The sequence below is a fragment of the Sphingomonas sp. AP4-R1 genome (assembly GCF_013113735.1).
In the GTDB taxonomy this organism is placed as follows: domain Bacteria; phylum Pseudomonadota; class Alphaproteobacteria; order Sphingomonadales; family Sphingomonadaceae; genus Sphingomonas_I.
This window is the reverse complement of the sequence record NZ_CP053346.1, coordinates 35,289-51,388: the sequence shown is the minus strand read 5'-3', so window position 1 is coordinate 51,388 and position 16,100 is coordinate 35,289. Positions and strand designations below refer to the sequence as shown.

The following is a 16,100-nucleotide window of genomic DNA, read 5'->3' as shown; positions in this document are numbered from 1 at the left end:
CCCGGTGCCGTTATCGCGGGGTCTGGGTGAACATGATGTGCGCCACGCCGATCGCGCCCGTGACGATGATCTGCACGCCCACGCACAGCAGCAGGAAGGCGACGAGGCGGGAGAAGACCCGCGCGCCCGCATTGCCGAGCAACGCCACCACCCGATCCGCCCAGCGATAGGCGAGCCAGATGATGATCGCGATGGCGACGGCGGCCAGGCTCATGCCGCCGAAGAAGGGCAACGTGCCGATGCCGCTGGCGGGGCGCTGGGACGAGAGCGCGATCGCCACCGCGATCGTGCCCGGCCCGGTGGTGAAGGGCATGGTGAGCGGGAAGAAGGCGACATCCTCGCCCGCATCCTGCGCGGGCGCGGCGGCGCTGGCCTTGCGCTCCTCATGCGTGCCGGGCTGCATCAGCAGCGTCCAGGCGCGGATAGCGACGACGAGGCCGCCGGCGATCCGCAGCGCCTCCAGGCTCACACCGAAGAAGTTCAGCACATAGCTGCCCAGCCACAGCGACACGAGCAGCACGATCGTGGAATAGATGCCGATGCGGGCGGCCATGCGATGGCGCTCGGCGCGCGTGCGGCCGGTCATCACCTCGTTGAAGATCAGCGCCGCGCCCACCGGGTTCACGATCGAGAACAGCGCCGGAAACGCCAGCAGAAAGGCGCCGACGACGCTTTCGACGGGCAGCGGGCTGAGATCCATGAAGGCGTATTCCCCTGTCGCGGCGGTTGGGACCTGCCGGGCAAGTCGTTCGCCCCCTCGGTAATTGGCTCGCGCGGCCAAGGCCAGAGGGCATGGCGCGGGCCGGCGGAATAACGCACAGGTGGCACGGCTCACCGCCGGTTCAGGCGCGATGTCGTATGGCAGGCCATTGACGACGCAAGGAGAGTCTCATGCGTTACGCTCTTTCCGCTCTGCTCGCCGCCGCTCTGATCGCGAGCGGTGCGGCGGCCAGGGATGCCAAGCCGCCCAAGACCAATCTCAAGGGCGAGGCCGCGCTCGCCAAGGTGCTGGAGGGGCGCGTGCCGGGCAAGCCGGTCAGCTGCATCAGCGTGACCGATTCGCAGCAGAGCCGGATCTTCGACGGCACCGCGATCGTCTATCAGTCGACCGGGCGGACCCTCTATGTGAACCGCCCCACGGCCGGGGCGGACGCGCTCGACAATGACGATATCCTCGTCACGCAGATCTGGGGATCGCAGCTCTGCAATCTCGATCAGGTCCGCACGGTCGATCGGCTGAGCCGCTTCCCGCGCGGCTTCGTCAGCCTCGGGGAGTTCGTGCCCTATACCAAGCCGAAGAAGAGCTGATCTCCCAAGCCCGCGCCCGCACTCCTGCGAAAGCAGGAGCACCGTTTCAAACGCGCCGCCGCGCGGCCGTCACCGCGTAGACGGCCAGCCCGATCGCGTTCCAGATCAGGAAATAGAGCTGGGTCTTCGAAGGCAGGCTCAGGAACAGATAGAAGCAGCCGAGGATGCCGAAGCCGCCCACGAACCAGGCGGCCGGCGTGCGGAACGTGCGCGGCGCATCGGGCGCGCGGCGGCGCATGATGAGCATGCAGGCGCAGACCGCGACGAACGCCGCGAGCGTGCCCGCATTGGCGAGCGCCGCGATCTCGTCGAGCGGGAAGAGCCCGGCGATGGCGCCGACGATCACGGCGGTGAAGAGCGTGATCCGCACCGGAGTGCCGCGCGCGGAGACCTTCGCCAGCGCGCCCGGCAACAGCCCGTCGCGCGCCATCACGAAGAAGATGCGCGACTGGCCGTAGAAGAAGGCGAGGATCACCGTCGGCAGCGCGATCACGGCCGAGGCGGCGAGGAAGGTGGCGGCCTTGGGCTGGTGCAGCTCGCGCAGGATCAGCGCCAGCGGCTCGGGGCTCTTGGCGAAGCCGGTGAAGGGGATCGCGCCGACGGCGGCGGCGGCCACGCCGACATAGATCAGGATGCAGACGATCATCGATCCGACGATGCCGATCGGCAGATCGCGCTCGGGCTTCTTGGTTTCCTCCGCCGCGGTGGCGATCGCATCGAAGCCGTAGAAGGCGAAGAAGATGATCGCCGCCGCCGCCATCACGCCGCGCTCCGCTCCGTCCGCCGCGACCGACTTGGCGAAGCCGTAGGGGGCGAAGGGCTCCATATGCGCCGCGTTGAAATAGGGGAGCGCCACCGCGACGAACACGGCCAGCGCGACGATCTTCACCAGCACGAGGATGGCGTTGAGCGTGGCGCTCTCGCGCGTGCCGAAAATCAGCAGCCCCGCGACTACGGTGATGATGAAGATGGCGGGCAGGTTGATCAGCCCGCCCAGTTCCGGCCCCTGCATCACGCTCATCGGCACGCCGAGCCCGGCCTGCAGCAAAGGTGCAGCATAACCCGACCAGCCGACCGCGACCGCGCTGACGACGAGGCTATATTCGAGGATCAGGCTCCAGCCGATCACCCACGCCACCAGCTCGCCGATCACCACATAGGTATAGGTGTAGGCGCTGCCCGAGGCGGGGATCATCGTCGCCATTTCGGCATAGGCCAGAGCCGCGCAGGCGCAGATCGCACCGGCAATGGCGAAGGACAGGATCACGGCGGGACCGGCCTTGTCCGCGCCCACGCCGATCAATGTGAGAATACCCGTGCCCACGATCGCGCCGACCCCCAGCGCGATCAGATGCGGCCAGCTCAGGGTTCGGGCCAGGCGATGTTCGGCCGCCATGCCGCCTTCGGGGATGATGGTCTTGCGCCGGTTCCAGTTCGCCATGCGGCACTCCTTTGGGTGCAGCATAGACGAACTTCCCCTCCCTGGAAGGGAGGGGATTGAGGGGTGGGTGGAGGGCGGTAGCTGCCACCGTTGCAAGCCCCTCGACCCACCCCCGGCCCCCTCCCTTCCAGGGAGGGGAGGGTACTATTTCGCCGCTACGGTCACCGGGGCGTCGGGCGTCTGCCAGCCGCCGCCGAGCGCCTTGAACACGTCCACCTGCGCCAGCGACAGCGCCGCGTCCGCCTCTGCCAGCGCGGTTTCGGTGTCGGCATAGGTCCGCTCGCTGTCCAGCACGGCGAGGAAATCGACCACGCCTTCACGCTGGCGGGCGCGCGTGATCTTCACCGCCGTCGCCGCCTCGTCCCGCGCGCTGGCGAGCGCGCGGCGGCGATCGATCAGCCGCGCATAATTGGAAAGCGCCGTGTCCGTCTCCTGGATCGCGCGCAGCACCGTGCCGTCGAACGTGGCGAGCGACGCCTGCGCGTCCGCCTTGGATCCTGCGATGCGCGCGCGGATGCCCTCCTGATTGGGGAAGTTCCAGCGGATCAGCGGCCCCAGCAGCCAGCCGAGTGGCCCGGCGCCGAAGATGTTCGAGAAGCCGTTGCTGTTCGAGCTGACCGATCCGCCGAGCGTGATCTGCGGATAGAGTTCGGCCGTCGCCACGCCGATCCGCGCGGTGTCCGCCGCCAGTCGCCGTTCGGCCGCGCGCACGTCCGGCCGGCGGGCGAGCAGGGCGCCGCCATCGCCGATCGGGATGGGCTGGGCGATCGTGGGAGGAGCGGTGCGCGCGGAGGCCTCGGCGGGAAGCTCGCCCGGCGTGCGGCCGAGCAGCATCGCCAGCCGATAGAGCGCGGCCTGCCGCTGTGCGATCAGCGGCGGGATCTCCGCGCGGCGCTGGTCGCGCAACGAGGCGAGCCGCGCGACATCGAGCCGCTCGGCCCGGCCCGCCTGGAAACGCTTGTCGGTCACGCCGAGCGAGCGATCGAGCAGCTCCAGCACATGTTCCGCCACCGCCTGCTGCTGCGCGGCCGCCGCCGCCTCGACATAGGCGCGCGTCACCTCCGCCACCACGCCGATGCGCACGGCCTGCGCGTCGGCCGCCGCCGCGCCGACATCGCCACGCGCGGCCTCGATCTCGCGCTTCACCCGGCCGGAGAGGTCGAGTTCGTAAGCGACGTTCAGGCCGAGGCTGACATTCCAGTCCTCGCGATCCGCACCGATCGGGCGGCGGTTGGCGGGGAAGCGGCCATATTGTGGTTGGGCTGACAGATCGGTCTGCGGCAGCCGATCGTTGCGCGCCTCGCGCAGGCCCGCCCGCGCCTTGTCCAGCCGGGCGACGGCGACGCGCAGATCGGTGTTGGCGGCCAGCGCGTCCGCGATCAGGCGATCCAGCACCGGATCATTATAGAGCTGCCACCAGCGATCGGGCGTCTCCGTGTCCGTGACGGGCGCCCCCGCCGCGATCAGGGGCGCGTGCTGGCTCGCGCTGGCGACGGGCGGCACATAATCCGGCCCGGCCGCGCAGGCGGCGAGCGCCAGCATGGAAACCGGGGCCAGCCACCGCATAATCCTCCCCCGCCAGGGGGAGGTGGCGCCGTAGGCGACGGAGGGGGCGGACGGCGAGCGACCTGCTGCCTCCCCCTCGGTCAGGCTGGCGCCTGCCACCTCCCCTTGGCGGGGGAGGATGATCGTGTCGTCGATGAAGTCTTGCATCATCTCTGTCCTATTCGGCCGGCTGCAGGGCGAGCGGGGCTTCGGGCTTCGGCTTGGCGAAGCGCTGGGCCAGCGCGCGGCAGACGACGTAGAAAGTGGGGGTGAAGAGCAGGCCGAAGCCGGTGACGCCGAGCATCCCGAAGAACACCGCCGTGCCCAGAGCCTGCCGCAGTTCCGATCCGGCGCCCTTGGCGATCACCAGCGGCACCGCGCCGAGGATGAAGGCGAAGCTCGTCATCAGGATCGGGCGGAGGCGATCGCGCGCCGCGCGCACCGCCGCTTCCACCGGGGAAAGGCCGTCCAGTTCCTCCGCCTGCTTGGCGAATTCGACCACGAGGATCGCATTCTTCGCGGCCAGCGCGATCAGCACGACGAGGCCGATCTGCGTGAGGACATTGTTGTCCATGCCGCGCAGGTTCACGCCCGCCATCGCCGCCAGCAGACACATGGGCACGATCAGGATGATCGAGAGCGGCAAGGTCAGGCTCTCATACTGGGCGGCCAGCACGAGGAAGACGAACACCACCGCCATGCCGAACACGATCGCCGAGCTGCTGCCCGCCAGCTTCTGCTGAAAGGCGATGCCGGTCCATTCATGGGCATAGCCCGTGCCCAGTTGGCTATCCGCCAGTCTGTCCATCGTATCGAGCGACTGGCCGGACGAATAACCCGGCGCCGTATCGCCATCCACTTCCACCGCCGGGAAAAGATTGTAGCGCGTCACACGGTAAGGGCCGGCCTTGTCCGTGAAGGTCGCGATCGAGCCGATCGGCACCATGCCGCCCAGATCGGAGCGCGTCTTCAGGTTCGCGATATCCGCCGTCGTGTTGCGGAAGCGGGCATCGGCTTGCGCGGTCACATGATAGGTGCGGCCGAGCAGGTTGAAGTCGTTCACGAAGGACGAGCCGAGATACACCTGCAGCGCTTCGAACACGCGCTCCGGCGGCACGCCCAGCAGATCGGCCTTGGCCCGATCGATATCCGCGAAGATGCGCGGCACGGTGGGATCGTAGAAGGTGTAGATCTGCTGCAGGCCCTTGGTCTGGTTGGCCTGGCCGATCAGGCCGAAGCTGGTCTTGCCGAGATCGGCATAACCGTGGCTGCCCTGATCCTGCACCATCATCCGATAGCCGCCGGCCGAGCCGATGCCCTGGATGAGCGGCGGCGGCACGATCAGCAGGCGCGCTTCGTTGATGTCGGCGGTCGCCTTGGCGGCCTCGGCCATGATGCTGCCGATCGTGACGCCCAGCTTCTTGCGCTCTTCGAACGAGAGGAGCGGCACGTAGGCGGCCGCGCTGTTCGGCGCGAGCGTCTGCGAGGGGCCGTCAAAGCCCGCCAGCATCACCGAACCCTTCACGCCCTTCAGCGGCAGGATGCGCTTGGCCACCTTCTGCATCACCGCATCGGTCCGCTCGATCGAGGAGCCGGGCGGCAGCTGGATGACGGTGAGGAAGTACCCCTGATCCTGCGCGGGGATGAAGCCCACGGGCGTCGCGTAGAAGATGGCGACCGTGGCGGCGATAAGCCCCGCATAGGCCGTCATCACGCGCTTCGGGCGGGTGACGAAGGCCAAGGTCAGCCGGCCATAGCTTTCGCTCAGCCGCTCGAACCCGTGGTTGAAGCGGTCCCCGGCGGACTGCAGCAGGCGCTGCCAGCGCGGGGCGTCGTCATGCTGCTCATGCTTGCGGAGCAGGATCGCCGCGAGCGCGGGGGAGAGGGTGAGCGACAGGACCAGCGAGATGATCGTGGCGGTCGAGATCGTCACCGCGAACTGGCGATAGAAGGCGCCCGAAAGGCCGCTGAGGAACAAAGTCGGGATGAACACCGCGCACAGCACCAGCACGATCGCGACCAGAGCCGCCGACACCTCGTCCATCGAGGTGCGCGCCGCCTCCAGCGGAGACAGGCCCCGCTCCAGATTGCGCTCCACATTCTCGACCACGACGATCGCGTCGTCGACGACGATGCCGATCGCCAGCACAAGGCCGAACAGCGAGAGGTTGTTGAGCGAATAGCCCACCGCCGCCAGCATCGTGAACGTGCCGATCAGCGACACCGGGATCGCCACGATCGGGATGATCGCCGCGCGCCATTTCTGGAGGAACACCAGGATGACGAGCACGACGAGCACCATCGCCTCGATCAGGGTATGCTTCACCGCATCGATCGATTCCGCGATGAATTCGGTCGGATTGTAGATGACGCTGTAGGCCAGCCCCTTCGGGAACTTGGCGGACATCGCCTTCATCTCGGCCGACACGCCCTGGGCGGCCGCCAGCGCGTTCGATCCCGGCCGCTGGAACACGGCGACGATCACGGTCGGCTTGCCCGAGAGATAGGTGTTGCTGCCATAATCCTGCGCGCCCAGCTCGACGCGGGCCACATCGGACACGCGCACCTGGCGCCCGTCCGGATCGGTGCGGATCACGACATCGGCGAACTGCTTGGGATCGGTGAGGCGTCCCTGCGTTTCCACGTTGAGCTGGAACGCATTCTTCTGGTCATACGGCGGCGAGCCGAGCGTGCCCGAGGCGACCTGCACGTTCTGCGCACGCAATGCCGCGACAATCTCGCCCGCCGTCAGATCCAGCGCGGCGGCGCGGCCCGGATCGATCCAGACGCGCATCGAATAATCGCGGCTGCCGAACAACTGCACGTCGCCCACGCCGTCGATGCGTGCAAGGCGATCGCGCACGCGGCTGAGCGCGTAATTGGAGATGTAGCCGCGATCGAGGCTGTCGTCCGGGGAGACGAGGTTCACCACCATCAGGAAGTCCGGCGAGGTCTTCTTGGTGACGACGCCCAGCCGCTGCACGTCTTCCGGCAGGCGCGGCACGGCGATGGCCACGCGATTCTGGACGAGCACCTGCGCCGCATCCAGATCCGTGCCGATCTTGAAGGTAACGGTGATCGTGAGCTTGCCGTCCGCCGTCGATTGCGACGTCTGGTACAGCATGTTGTCGACGCCGTTGATTTCCTGCTCGATCGGCGTCGCCACCGTCTCCGCGACGGTTTCGGCGGACGCGCCGGGATAGGAGGCCGTGACCGTCACGGTGGGCGGTACGATGTCCGGATATTGCGAGATGGGCAGCGCGAAATAGGCGATCGCGCCGACGATGGTGATGAGGACGGCGATCACGGCGGCGAAGATCGGCCGCGTGATGAAGAAGCGCGAGAAGCGCATGATCTGTCTCCGGGAAGGAGGGCGCGCGCCCGCGAGCGCGCGTTTCGTATTTCCTCCGTTCGTCCTGAGCTTGTCGAAGGACCGTTCTTCCTCCTCGTGCGGAGGCAGGAAGGGCGGCGCTTCGACAGGCTCAGCGCGAACGGGTCATGAGGTCAGCGGGCGAAGGTCGCCTCGGCGGCCGCGGGCGTGCCTGCATCCGCCACCGCCTCGGTCGCCTTGTCGGGCGTGATCGTGCCGGGCTGGGGCGTGACCTTGGCGCCGGGGATCGCGACCTGCGCGCCGGAGATGACGATCCGATCGCCGGGCTCGATACCGGAGCGGATGATGCGGAGGCCATCGACGACCGGGCCGAGCGTCACGCCCTTGGCCGAAACCTCGCCATCCTTGCCCACCACCAGCAAGATCTTGCGCGCCTGATCGGTCTGGATCGCGGAATCGGGCACCAGCAGCGCCTTCACCGTGCCGCTATGGCCGAGGCGCATGTTACCGAACAAACCGGGAGTGAGGAAGTAATCCGGATTGGCGATCACGGCGCGGCCACGGATCGTGCCCGAACGATTGTCGAGCCGGTTGTCGGTGAAGTCGAGCTTACCCTTCCAGCGATAGCCGGTCTCGTCCTGCAGCTGGATCTCGACCGGCTGGGCGACGGCGCCCGCCTTGCGATCGCGCTGCGCCTTCAGGAACAAAGCTTCCGATCCGTCGAACGAGAAGTAGATCGGGTCGAGCGCGTTGATCGTGGTGAGCAGGGTGCCGCTGCCATTGTCGCCGCCGGCGACGAGATTACCGGCATCGACGCGGCGATCCGAGATGCGGCCGGAGATGGGCGCGCGGACCTGCGTGAATTCCAGATCGAGCGAGCGCGAGCGCACCCGTGCGGCGGCGGCCGCGAGGCCGGCCTCGGCCGCCTGCACCCGCGCCTTGATCGCATCGATCTCGCCCGCCGAGACGGCTTCGTCACCGGCCAGCCGGTTGACGCGGCCGAGATCGGCGCGGGCCAGCGCCAGCGTGCTGGCCGCGCTCGCCTGATTGGCGCGCGCTTCCGCCAATGCGGCGGCGAACGGGCGCTGATCGATCGTGAACAGCAACTGCCCGGTGCGGACGATGTCGCCGTCCTTGAAGTGGACGCCGGTCACCTCGCCCGAGACGCGCGGGCGCATCTCGACCGTGCGGCTGGGGGCGAAGCGGCCGATATAATCGTCCCACTGGCTCACATCGCGCACGAGTGGCTGGGAAACGCTGACATTGGGCGGGGGCGGGGCCGCGTCGGCGCCCGCCGAATGATGGAGGAGGGAATAGCCACCGAAGGCGACGGCGGCAGCGGCGATGCCGAGCGCGCCGTTGCGCTTCCAGCGGCCGCGCTGGCCGGCGTCGATCGTCCCGGCGTCGGTGGTGGCGATACGGGTCACCATGTTCATGCCGCGATCCTCTGGCGGGCCGCATTGCGGCGCGTGGCGATACTGGCGAGCAAGGTCTCGAACTGATCGAGGCTGAAGCCCGCCGTGATGAAGCGGCCGATTTCGGACGCGGGCAGCAGATAGCCGTGATGCCAGGCCTGCACGGCGGTCTGGCGCAGCGCCTCCAGCCGAGGATCGGCGAGCTTGGACGTGCCGCCGAGGCCGAACAGGCTGCCCAGCGCGCGGGACAGACGGCCGGGTTCGCCGAGGCTCGACAGTTTGTCGCGCGCGGCGAGCGCGATCACGCTCCACTCGATCGCGGAGAAGCCGGTCTGCATCGTGGCGGCGGCGGGTTCGGCATGCGGCAGCGCGACGCCGCCTGCAAATGCCTGGGAAAGATCCATATAAGCCATGTTCGGTTCCCTGTTCATCGGGTGTTCGTCAGGCGCGTCCCTCCGGCGGCGGACGCAACGAGGCGCCCGCGCCCGCCGGAACGGACACGATTTCGCTCGTCCCGAAAGGCGATCGAATCGCCTCGGGATCGGAAAAGGGATGTGCGGGCGCGAGCGCCGGCAGCTGTTAGAGGGCGAGGGTCTTCATGCTGTCGGCTCCCCGTCGGGGCCTCGGGATCGACCATCGAGTCGGTCCGGAAGCGTTTCGTACCAAGCGGTATATAAAGCGCTGAGGCGTTCCGTCAACGACTTTTATACCGCTGGGTATCTTTTTGCCAAGCGCCAGCGGCAAAGTTTTTTGCTGCGTCGCACAAGAGGCTGATTTCGTTGGAAATCGGGCCGGAAGATCGGCCCAGGACATCGAATCCCTCGCCAAACCTCGCAGCCTCTAGCCTTCGAGGCTGCTAACTCGACGCAATTCCTGAACCATTTTCCGTTCGTGCTGAGCCCTTCGACTGCCTGCCAAGGCAGGTGCTCAGGATGAACTTCAGCTCTCCAGGCTGAAGTCGAAGCACGGGCCACGCACGACACCCATCTGAAGCACGTGCTTCGACTTCGCTCAGCACGAACGGCATTTTGAAGAGCCTAACGCCCAGCCATTCCGCTTCAATCCGGCTTGTGCGCCGCCAGTTCGTTGCCGGCCGGATCGCGGAAGTGGAAACGGCGTCCGCCCGGGAAGGCGAAGATCGGACGCGTGACGACGCCGCCCACCGCTTCCACCGATGCCAATGCCTCTTCCAGATCCGGTACCTGGATCACCGTCAGCGGCGCCACCGTCTGTTCGGGCATGTCGGCCTGGAAGCCCAGATCGACATCGCCCGTCATCGTGCAGGCATAGGTCGGCCCGAACCGCTCGAATTCCCAGCCGAACACGGCGGAATAGAAATCCTGCATCTCGCCGACATCGGCGCAGGCCAGTTCGATGAAATCGATTCGTCCGCGTGACATCGTCTTTCTCCGTCGGCGGTCGGTCAGTAACGGCGCAGCAGGCCGGCCAGCTTCCCCTGGATGCGGATCTGGTTCGGCTTGTAACGCTGCGGATCATAGGCGCGATTGGCCGGATCGAGGCGTACCATCGATCCCTCGCGCCGGAAGAATTTCAGCGTCGCCTCCGCCTCATCGACCAGAGCCACCACGATCTCGCCATCGCGCGCCGTATCGACCTTGCGGACGAGCGCATAGTCGCCGTCGAGGATGCCGGCCTCGACCATCGAGTCACCGGACACTTCCAGCGCATAATGTTCGCCCGGCCCCAGCAAAGCGGCGGGGACGGACAGCATGCTCTGGCTTTCCATCGCCTCGATCGGAAGACCGGCGGCGATGCGGCCGTGCAGCGGAATTTCCAGCACGTCGTTCGCGGCCGACGGCGCCGAAACCGGCGCGGACTTGGAAGCGGACGGAGTCTTGGCGGCGGGCGGGCGGGTCTTCACCGCGTCGGGCAGCTTCACGATTTCCAGAGCGCGCGCGCGATTGGGCAGGCGGCGGATGAAGCTGCGCTCCTCCAGCGCCGAGATCAGCCGGTGCACGCCGGACTTGGACTTGAGATCCAGCGCTTCCTTCATCTCCTCGAACGAAGGCGACACGCCCGTCTCGTTCAGACGATCGTTGATGAAGCAGAGCAGCTCATGTTGCTTGGCCGTGAGCATCTTTATTATCCCGGTCCGAAGGAACGAACGAGGAACGTGTAGGAAACGATCGTTTCGCTGTCAAGCGAGAGGCAGGAACATCGCCATATCCCCCGCTTTTGCGGCGGGCTCGTGCGGCGCGCGGATCACGAGGCCGTCGGCGGAGGCGAGGGCGGCCAGCAGGGCGCTGTCCTGATCGGGCAGCGTATCGAGCGCGCCGTCGCGGATCGTCGCCCGCAGATAATGGGCTCGCGGGCCGTTGGTCGGCAGGTCATGGGCGAGGGGCAGCGCGCGCACGCGCGGCAGCGGATCGGCCGCGCCCGCCAGACGGGCCACCAGCGGCGCGAGGAACAGGGTGGCGGTCACGAACGCCGAGACGGGATTGCCCGGCAGGCCCAGCACGAGCGTGTGCCCCAGCCGCCCGGCCATGATCGGCTTGCCCGGCCGCATCGCCACCTTCCAGAAATCCAGCTCCGCGCCCGCCTGCGAAAGGGCGGGCCGGACGAGATCACGATCGCCCACCGACGCGCCGCCGGTTGTGACGAGGATGTCGGACGTGGCGGCCGCATCGCGCAGGGCGGCGGTCAGCGCATGGAGATCGTCGCGTACGATCCCGCCGTCCAGCACCTCGGCCGTCCCCCCGATCAACGCCGCCAGCATCGGCCCGTTGGAGGCGGGCAGCATCACGCCTTCGGTGGGTGTGCCGGGCGCGACCAGTTCGTCGCCGGTGGAAAGGATCGCCACGCGCGGACGGGCGCGGACCGGGAGGCTGCCATGTCCGCCGATCGCGGCGAGCGCGATGCGCGCCGCATTGAGAAGGGCGCCGGCCGCGATCAGCGTGGCGCCGGCATCGAAATCGGAGCCGCGCGGGCGGACATGATAGCCCGGTCGCTTGGGCGCATCTCCGGTCAAGGTCAGCCGATCGCCGTTCCGCGCCCCATTCTCCTGGATCAGGATCGTGTCCGCGCCTTCGGGCACCGGGGCGCCCGTGAAGATCCGCGCCGCCTCGCCCGCGCCGATCGCGCGATCGAGCCCGCCGCCCGCCGCACTCTCGCCCACCACGGTCCACGGGCCGGGCAGGTCGGCGTAACGGATCGCATAGCCGTCCATCGCGGACAGATCGGCGGCGGGCTGGTGGCGCCGGGCGATGACGTCGGCGGCGGCCCAGCGCCCGGCCGCATTCCGGAGCGGAACCGTCTCGATCGGGAGAGGCTCGGTCAGCGCGAGGAGCCGGGCCTGCGCCTCCGCCACCGAAAGCATCGCCATCAGGCGCGCCAGTCGCCCGATCGCCCGCCCGATTTGGCGAGCAGACCGATCCCTTCGATCCGCATGCCGCGATCGATCGCCTTGGCCATGTCGTAGAGCGTCAGCAGCGCGACGGAGACGGCGGTCAGCGCCTCCATCTCCACGCCGGTCGGCCCGGTGGTGGCGACGGTGGCGGCGCAGGCAATGCCGTCGGCTTCGATCGTGAGGTCGACCGAGACCTTGCTGATCGCGATCGGATGGCAGAGCGGGATCAGCTCCGGGGTGCGCTTGGCCGCCATGATGCCGGCGATTCGCGCCACCGCCAGCGCATCCCCCTTGGCGAGCGCGCCGTCGCGGATCGCGGAGAGTGCCTCGGCCGACATCGCGATCCGGCCGCTCGCGGTCGCCTCGCGCTTGGTCGCCGCCTTGGCCGACACGTCGACCATATGCGCGGCGCCCGCCTCGTCGAGATGGGTCAGCCGGTTCATCAGGCCGCCAGCAGCGCGCGCGTCGCCGCCTCGACATCGGCCTGCCGCATCAGGCTTTCGCCGACGAGGAAGCAGCGCACGTCATGCTCGGCCATCGCCGCCAGATCGGCGCTGCTGGTCAGCCCGCTTTCGGCCACGAAGGTGCAGCCCTCGGGCGCGCGGCCGACCAGTTCGTAGGTGCGCGCGAAATCGACCGAGAAATCGCGCAGATCGCGATTGTTGACGCCGATCAGGCGCGATTTCAGCGCCATCGCGCGCTCCATCTCGGCTGCATCATGCACCTCGATCAGCGCATCCATGCCGAGGCCGAGTGCGGCATCCTCGATCTCGGCCATCTGCCCGTCATCCAGCGCGGCGACGATGATCAGGATCGCATCGGCGCCCAGCGCGCGCGCCTCCAGCACCTGCCAGGGATCGATCATGAAATCCTTGCGCAGGCACGGCAGCGAGCAGGCCGCGCGCGCGACGACGAGGAAATCGTCCGATCCCTGGAAATAAGGGACATCGGTCAACACCGAGAGGCAGGCGGCGCCGCCGGCCTCATAGGCACGGGCATGGGCGGGCGGATCGAAGTCGGCGCGGATCAACCCCTTGGAGGGGGAGGCGCGCTTGATCTCGGCGATCAGGCCATAGCCGGTCCGCGCCTTCGCCTGCAGCGCGGCGCGGAAGCCGCGCGGGGGCGACTGGTTCGCGGCCTGCGCTTCGAGCGCCGTGAGCGTCACCGCCGCCTTGCGCTCGGTGACATGGGTGCGCTTGGTCTCGAGGATGGCGGTCAGACGATTGCTCATGACGCCGCCCTACACCAGCGCTCCGGTCGGGCGAAAGACCGGAGGCGCGCCATCCCGTTCTCCGCTCGCACTGAGCCCGTCGAAGTGCCGTTCTTCCTTCTTGCAGCGAACAGGCAGATAGAAAAACGGTGCTTCGACAAGCTCAGCACAAACGCTTCTGAAGGAGCCTGCTTCAGCGCTTCCGAAACGCCACGCGCAGGCGATAGCCGGGGGGTGTGTCGCGCGCACCGCTTCTGGGCAGCGGGACGACGTGGCGGTCGATCGGGCGGAAACGGACGGCGGGGAGATAGGTCACTGGCGTGTCTCCGTGCCGGCGGTGAGCGGGCTCAGGCCATGCTGACCGAGAAACTGGTGCAGCCCCACCAGCAAAGCCTGCGCGGCGGCGACGGGCATGCCCATCCGCGCCACCACCACGCGCTCCATCGGAGGCGGCGACTTGGAATGATCGCAATGCAGGCTTTCCAGCGTCGTCGTGACGATGCCGTTCATCAGCGACATGCCGGAAACGCCCGTCACCAGCAGCTCGGGCGCGAACGTATTGTCGATCAGCCGGATGTCGGGCTCGGTCTGTGGCGGGGTGATGGGGGGAAACATCTTCATGGGCGCCGGCGCCTTTCCTGTTGCACGCGATCGGATCGATCGGGGGCAAGCGATCCGTGGGCGATGTTGTCCGAAAGACACGTCACGGAGGAATTGCAGCGCGTTTCAGCGCTAAAATCAGCGTGCAACGTTTGGAGACGAAGGCTGCGGCGCCCCTCCATATTTTCGTCATTGCGAGCGTAGCGACGCGATCCAGTCTCGAACGTGAGGAACAGGATTGCTTCGCTGCGCTCGCAATGACGGGGGCGGTGTGAAGCTTAGAACGCGATCCAGGCGTCGAAGAGCTTACGCGCGGCGCCGCTGTCGATCGCGTCGGCCGCGATCCCGGCGCCGTCCTGCCAGCCATCGGCCTTGCCCGCCACGATCAGGGCGGCCGCCGCATTCAGCAGCACGGCATCGCGATAGGCGCCGGGCGCGCCATCCAGCAGCGCCGCCAGCGCCGCCGCATTATAGGCCGGATCGCCGCCGCGAATCGCATCCAGCGGATGACGGACGAGGCCGGCGCTCTCCGGCGTCACGACGCTTTCGGAGAAGCCGGTCAGGCCGGTCGCCACGATCCGGCTGGGTCCCGCGATCGAAAGCTCGTCGAGGCTCTCCTCGCCCGAGACGATCATCGAGGCCTCGATCCCCAGCAGGGCCAGCGCCTCGGAGACGGTGCGCAGATAATCGACGCGCGCCACGCCCATCAGCTGGCGCGTCACCCGCGCCGGGCTGCACAGGGGGCCGACGATGTTGAAGATCGTGCGTCGGCCGATCGCGCGGCGGATCGGCGCGAGGCGGCCGAGCGCCGGATGATGCTTCTGCGCGAACAGGAAGGCGATGCCGATCTCGGCCAGGCTCGCCTCGGCCTGCGCGGTCGCGCGATCGAGATCGAGCCCCAACGCCTCCAGCACGTCCGCCGCACCCGATTTGGAGGAGGCGGCGCGATTGCCATGCTTGGCCACCGGCACGCCGCAGGCCGCGACCACGATCGAGACGGCGGTGGAGATGTTCAGGCTGTGCGCGCCGTCCCCGCCCGTGCCGCACACGTCGATCGCGTCGGCGGGGGCTGCCACCGGCACCATCCGCTGGCGCAGCGCGCGCGCGGCGGCGGCGATCTCCACGCTCGTCTCGTCGCGCACGGCCATGTCGGTGAGGAAGCGGGCGACCGCCTCGTCCGTCACCTTGCCGTCGAGAATGTCGTTGAACGCTTGCTCGGCGGTGGCGCCGTCCAGCGGCGACGCCGGATCGGGCAACAGGGCCAGCCCAAGCCCGCCGGCCACGATGCTCACGCCCGCTCCAGCACCTTCATGCCGGCGATCCGCATGAAATTGGCGAGCATCGCATGGCCATGTTCGGTGGCGATGCTCTCGGGATGGAATTGCACGCCGTGGATCGGCAGGCTCTCGTGGCGGAAGCCCATCACCGTGCCGTCCGGCGCGCGCGCGTTCACGATCAGCGAGGCGGGCATATCCTCCTCGCGCACGATCAGCGAATGATAGCGGGTCGCGGTGAAGGGCGAGGGCAGGCCTTCGTAGAGGCCGGTGCCGTCGTGGAGCACGGGGCACGTCTTGCCGTGCATCAGCTCGCCTGCGCGCACCACGGTGCCGCCGAAATTCTGGCCGATCGCCTGATGGCCGAGGCACACGCCGAGGAGAGGCCGCTTGGCCTCCGCGCAGGCGGCGACCAGATCGAGGCTGATGCCGGCCTCGTTGGGCGTGCAGGGGCCGGGCGAGATCAGGAAGGCCTCGGCGCCCGACGACATGGCCTGGCCGACGCCGATCGCATCGTTGCGCACGACCTCCACCTCCGCGCCCAGCTCCTGCAGGTAGTGGACGAGGTTCCAGGTAAAGCTGTCGTAATTGTCGACGACGAGGATCATG

The 16,100-nt window shown here is 68.1% G+C and carries 16 protein-coding genes; 1 reads left to right on the top strand and 15 read right to left on the bottom strand.

From position 1 onward, the window contains the following. Nucleotides 1–10: 10 nt before the first annotated feature. The gene (locus tag HL653_RS00220; RefSeq protein ID WP_171742716.1) at nucleotides 11–700 is read right to left on the bottom strand and encodes a MarC family protein; all 690 of its coding nucleotides are present in this window, start codon (nucleotides 698–700) and stop codon (nucleotides 11–13) included. Nucleotides 701–891: 191 nt separating this feature from the next. Between HL653_RS00220 and HL653_RS00215 the strand changes: the two genes are divergently transcribed. Next, nucleotides 892–1,308 carry a hypothetical protein gene (locus tag HL653_RS00215; protein WP_171742715.1) on the top strand — a complete coding sequence of 139 codons (417 nt, stop codon included), beginning with the start codon at nucleotides 892–894 and terminating at the stop codon, nucleotides 1,306–1,308. Nucleotides 1,309–1,354: 46 nt separating this feature from the next. Here the strand turns inward: HL653_RS00215 and HL653_RS00210 are convergent, their stop codons facing one another. The 14 genes from HL653_RS00210 to HL653_RS00150 form a co-directional block, all read right to left on the bottom strand. After that, nucleotides 1,355–2,704 carry an amino acid permease gene (locus HL653_RS00210; protein ID WP_253718198.1) on the bottom strand — a complete coding sequence of 450 codons (1,350 nt, stop codon included), beginning with the start codon at nucleotides 2,702–2,704 and terminating at the stop codon, nucleotides 1,355–1,357. A gap of 189 nt (nucleotides 2,705–2,893) precedes the next feature. Next, the gene (locus tag HL653_RS00205) at nucleotides 2,894–4,315 is read right to left on the bottom strand and encodes an efflux transporter outer membrane subunit (RefSeq protein WP_171746687.1); all 1,422 of its coding nucleotides are present in this window, start codon (nucleotides 4,313–4,315) and stop codon (nucleotides 2,894–2,896) included. A gap of 157 nt (nucleotides 4,316–4,472) precedes the next feature. Next, nucleotides 4,473–7,646 (bottom strand): efflux RND transporter permease subunit, encoded by a 3,174-nt coding sequence (locus HL653_RS00200; RefSeq protein WP_171742713.1) that lies wholly within the window; start codon nucleotides 7,644–7,646, stop codon nucleotides 4,473–4,475. 152 nt (nucleotides 7,647–7,798) lie between these two features. Further along, a complete protein-coding gene (locus tag HL653_RS00195) occupies nucleotides 7,799–9,055 on the bottom strand; it encodes an efflux RND transporter periplasmic adaptor subunit (RefSeq protein ID WP_253718196.1) in 1,257 nt (418 codons plus the stop codon). 2 nt (nucleotides 9,056–9,057) lie between these two features. Then, nucleotides 9,058–9,453: a hypothetical protein gene (locus HL653_RS00190; protein ID WP_171742711.1), complete on the bottom strand. Its 396-nt coding sequence runs from the start codon at nucleotides 9,451–9,453 to the stop codon at nucleotides 9,058–9,060. 645 nt (nucleotides 9,454–10,098) lie between these two features. Continuing rightward, the gene (locus HL653_RS00185) at nucleotides 10,099–10,440 is read right to left on the bottom strand and encodes a VOC family protein (protein WP_171742710.1); all 342 of its coding nucleotides are present in this window, start codon (nucleotides 10,438–10,440) and stop codon (nucleotides 10,099–10,101) included. Nucleotides 10,441–10,463: 23 nt separating this feature from the next. Continuing rightward, the gene (gene lexA / locus HL653_RS00180; protein ID WP_171742709.1) at nucleotides 10,464–11,138 is read right to left on the bottom strand and encodes a transcriptional repressor LexA; all 675 of its coding nucleotides are present in this window, start codon (nucleotides 11,136–11,138) and stop codon (nucleotides 10,464–10,466) included. Between the two features lie 60 nt (nucleotides 11,139–11,198). Then, on the bottom strand, nucleotides 11,199–12,383 hold the full coding sequence (gene glp, locus HL653_RS00175; RefSeq protein ID WP_171742708.1) for a gephyrin-like molybdotransferase Glp: 1,185 nt from the start codon (nucleotides 12,381–12,383) through the stop codon (nucleotides 11,199–11,201). Beyond that, a complete protein-coding gene (moaC, locus tag HL653_RS00170; RefSeq protein WP_171742707.1) occupies nucleotides 12,383–12,850 on the bottom strand; it encodes a cyclic pyranopterin monophosphate synthase MoaC in 468 nt (155 codons plus the stop codon). Before moaC ends, glp begins: the two co-directional genes overlap by 1 nt. Next, nucleotides 12,850–13,638 (bottom strand): indole-3-glycerol phosphate synthase TrpC, encoded by a 789-nt coding sequence (gene trpC / locus HL653_RS00165; protein WP_171742706.1) that lies wholly within the window; start codon nucleotides 13,636–13,638, stop codon nucleotides 12,850–12,852. The genes moaC and trpC overlap by 1 nt, the downstream gene beginning before the upstream one ends. A 172-nt stretch (nucleotides 13,639–13,810) precedes the next feature. Continuing rightward, nucleotides 13,811–13,933, bottom strand: coding sequence for a hypothetical protein (locus HL653_RS24435; protein ID WP_301337946.1), 123 nt, complete (start codon nucleotides 13,931–13,933; stop codon nucleotides 13,811–13,813). Further along, a complete protein-coding gene (locus HL653_RS00160; protein WP_171742705.1) occupies nucleotides 13,930–14,238 on the bottom strand; it encodes a hypothetical protein in 309 nt (102 codons plus the stop codon). The genes HL653_RS24435 and HL653_RS00160 overlap by 4 nt, the downstream gene beginning before the upstream one ends. A 257-nt stretch (nucleotides 14,239–14,495) precedes the next feature. Continuing rightward, nucleotides 14,496–15,509 (bottom strand): anthranilate phosphoribosyltransferase, encoded by a 1,014-nt coding sequence (gene trpD, locus HL653_RS00155; protein WP_253717387.1) that lies wholly within the window; start codon nucleotides 15,507–15,509, stop codon nucleotides 14,496–14,498. After that, on the bottom strand, nucleotides 15,506–16,099 hold the full coding sequence (locus tag HL653_RS00150) for an aminodeoxychorismate/anthranilate synthase component II (protein ID WP_171742704.1): 594 nt from the start codon (nucleotides 16,097–16,099) through the stop codon (nucleotides 15,506–15,508). The genes trpD and HL653_RS00150 overlap by 4 nt, the downstream gene beginning before the upstream one ends. Nucleotide 16,100: the final 1 nt, after the last annotated feature.

Excerpts from the sequence above, each read along its gene's own strand:
- HL653_RS00220 (WP_171742716.1), bottom strand. The coding sequence starts at position 700 with ATGGATCTCAGCCCGCTGCCCGTCGAAAGCGTCGTCGGCGCCTTTCTG.
- HL653_RS00215 (WP_171742715.1), top strand. The coding sequence starts at position 892 with ATGCGTTACGCTCTTTCCGCTCTGCTCGCCGCCGCTCTGATCGCGAGC.
- HL653_RS00210 (WP_253718198.1), bottom strand. The coding sequence starts at position 2,704 with ATGGCGGCCGAACATCGCCTGGCCCGAACCCTGAGCTGGCCGCATCTG.
- HL653_RS00205 (WP_171746687.1), bottom strand. The coding sequence starts at position 4,315 with ATGCGGTGGCTGGCCCCGGTTTCCATGCTGGCGCTCGCCGCCTGCGCG.
- HL653_RS00200 (WP_171742713.1), bottom strand. The coding sequence starts at position 7,646 with ATGCGCTTCTCGCGCTTCTTCATCACGCGGCCGATCTTCGCCGCCGTG.
- HL653_RS00195 (WP_253718196.1), bottom strand. The coding sequence starts at position 9,055 with ATGGTGACCCGTATCGCCACCACCGACGCCGGGACGATCGACGCCGGC.
- HL653_RS00190 (WP_171742711.1), bottom strand. The coding sequence starts at position 9,453 with ATGGCTTATATGGATCTTTCCCAGGCATTTGCAGGCGGCGTCGCGCTG.
- HL653_RS00185 (WP_171742710.1), bottom strand. The coding sequence starts at position 10,440 with ATGTCACGCGGACGAATCGATTTCATCGAACTGGCCTGCGCCGATGTC.
- lexA (WP_171742709.1), bottom strand. The coding sequence starts at position 11,138 with ATGCTCACGGCCAAGCAACATGAGCTGCTCTGCTTCATCAACGATCGT.
- glp (WP_171742708.1), bottom strand. The coding sequence starts at position 12,383 with ATGGCGATGCTTTCGGTGGCGGAGGCGCAGGCCCGGCTCCTCGCGCTG.
- moaC (WP_171742707.1), bottom strand. The coding sequence starts at position 12,850 with ATGAACCGGCTGACCCATCTCGACGAGGCGGGCGCCGCGCATATGGTC.
- trpC (WP_171742706.1), bottom strand. The coding sequence starts at position 13,638 with ATGAGCAATCGTCTGACCGCCATCCTCGAGACCAAGCGCACCCATGTC.
- HL653_RS00160 (WP_171742705.1), bottom strand. The coding sequence starts at position 14,238 with ATGAAGATGTTTCCCCCCATCACCCCGCCACAGACCGAGCCCGACATC.
- HL653_RS00150 (WP_171742704.1), bottom strand. The coding sequence starts at position 16,099 with ATGATCCTCGTCGTCGACAATTACGACAGCTTTACCTGGAACCTCGTC.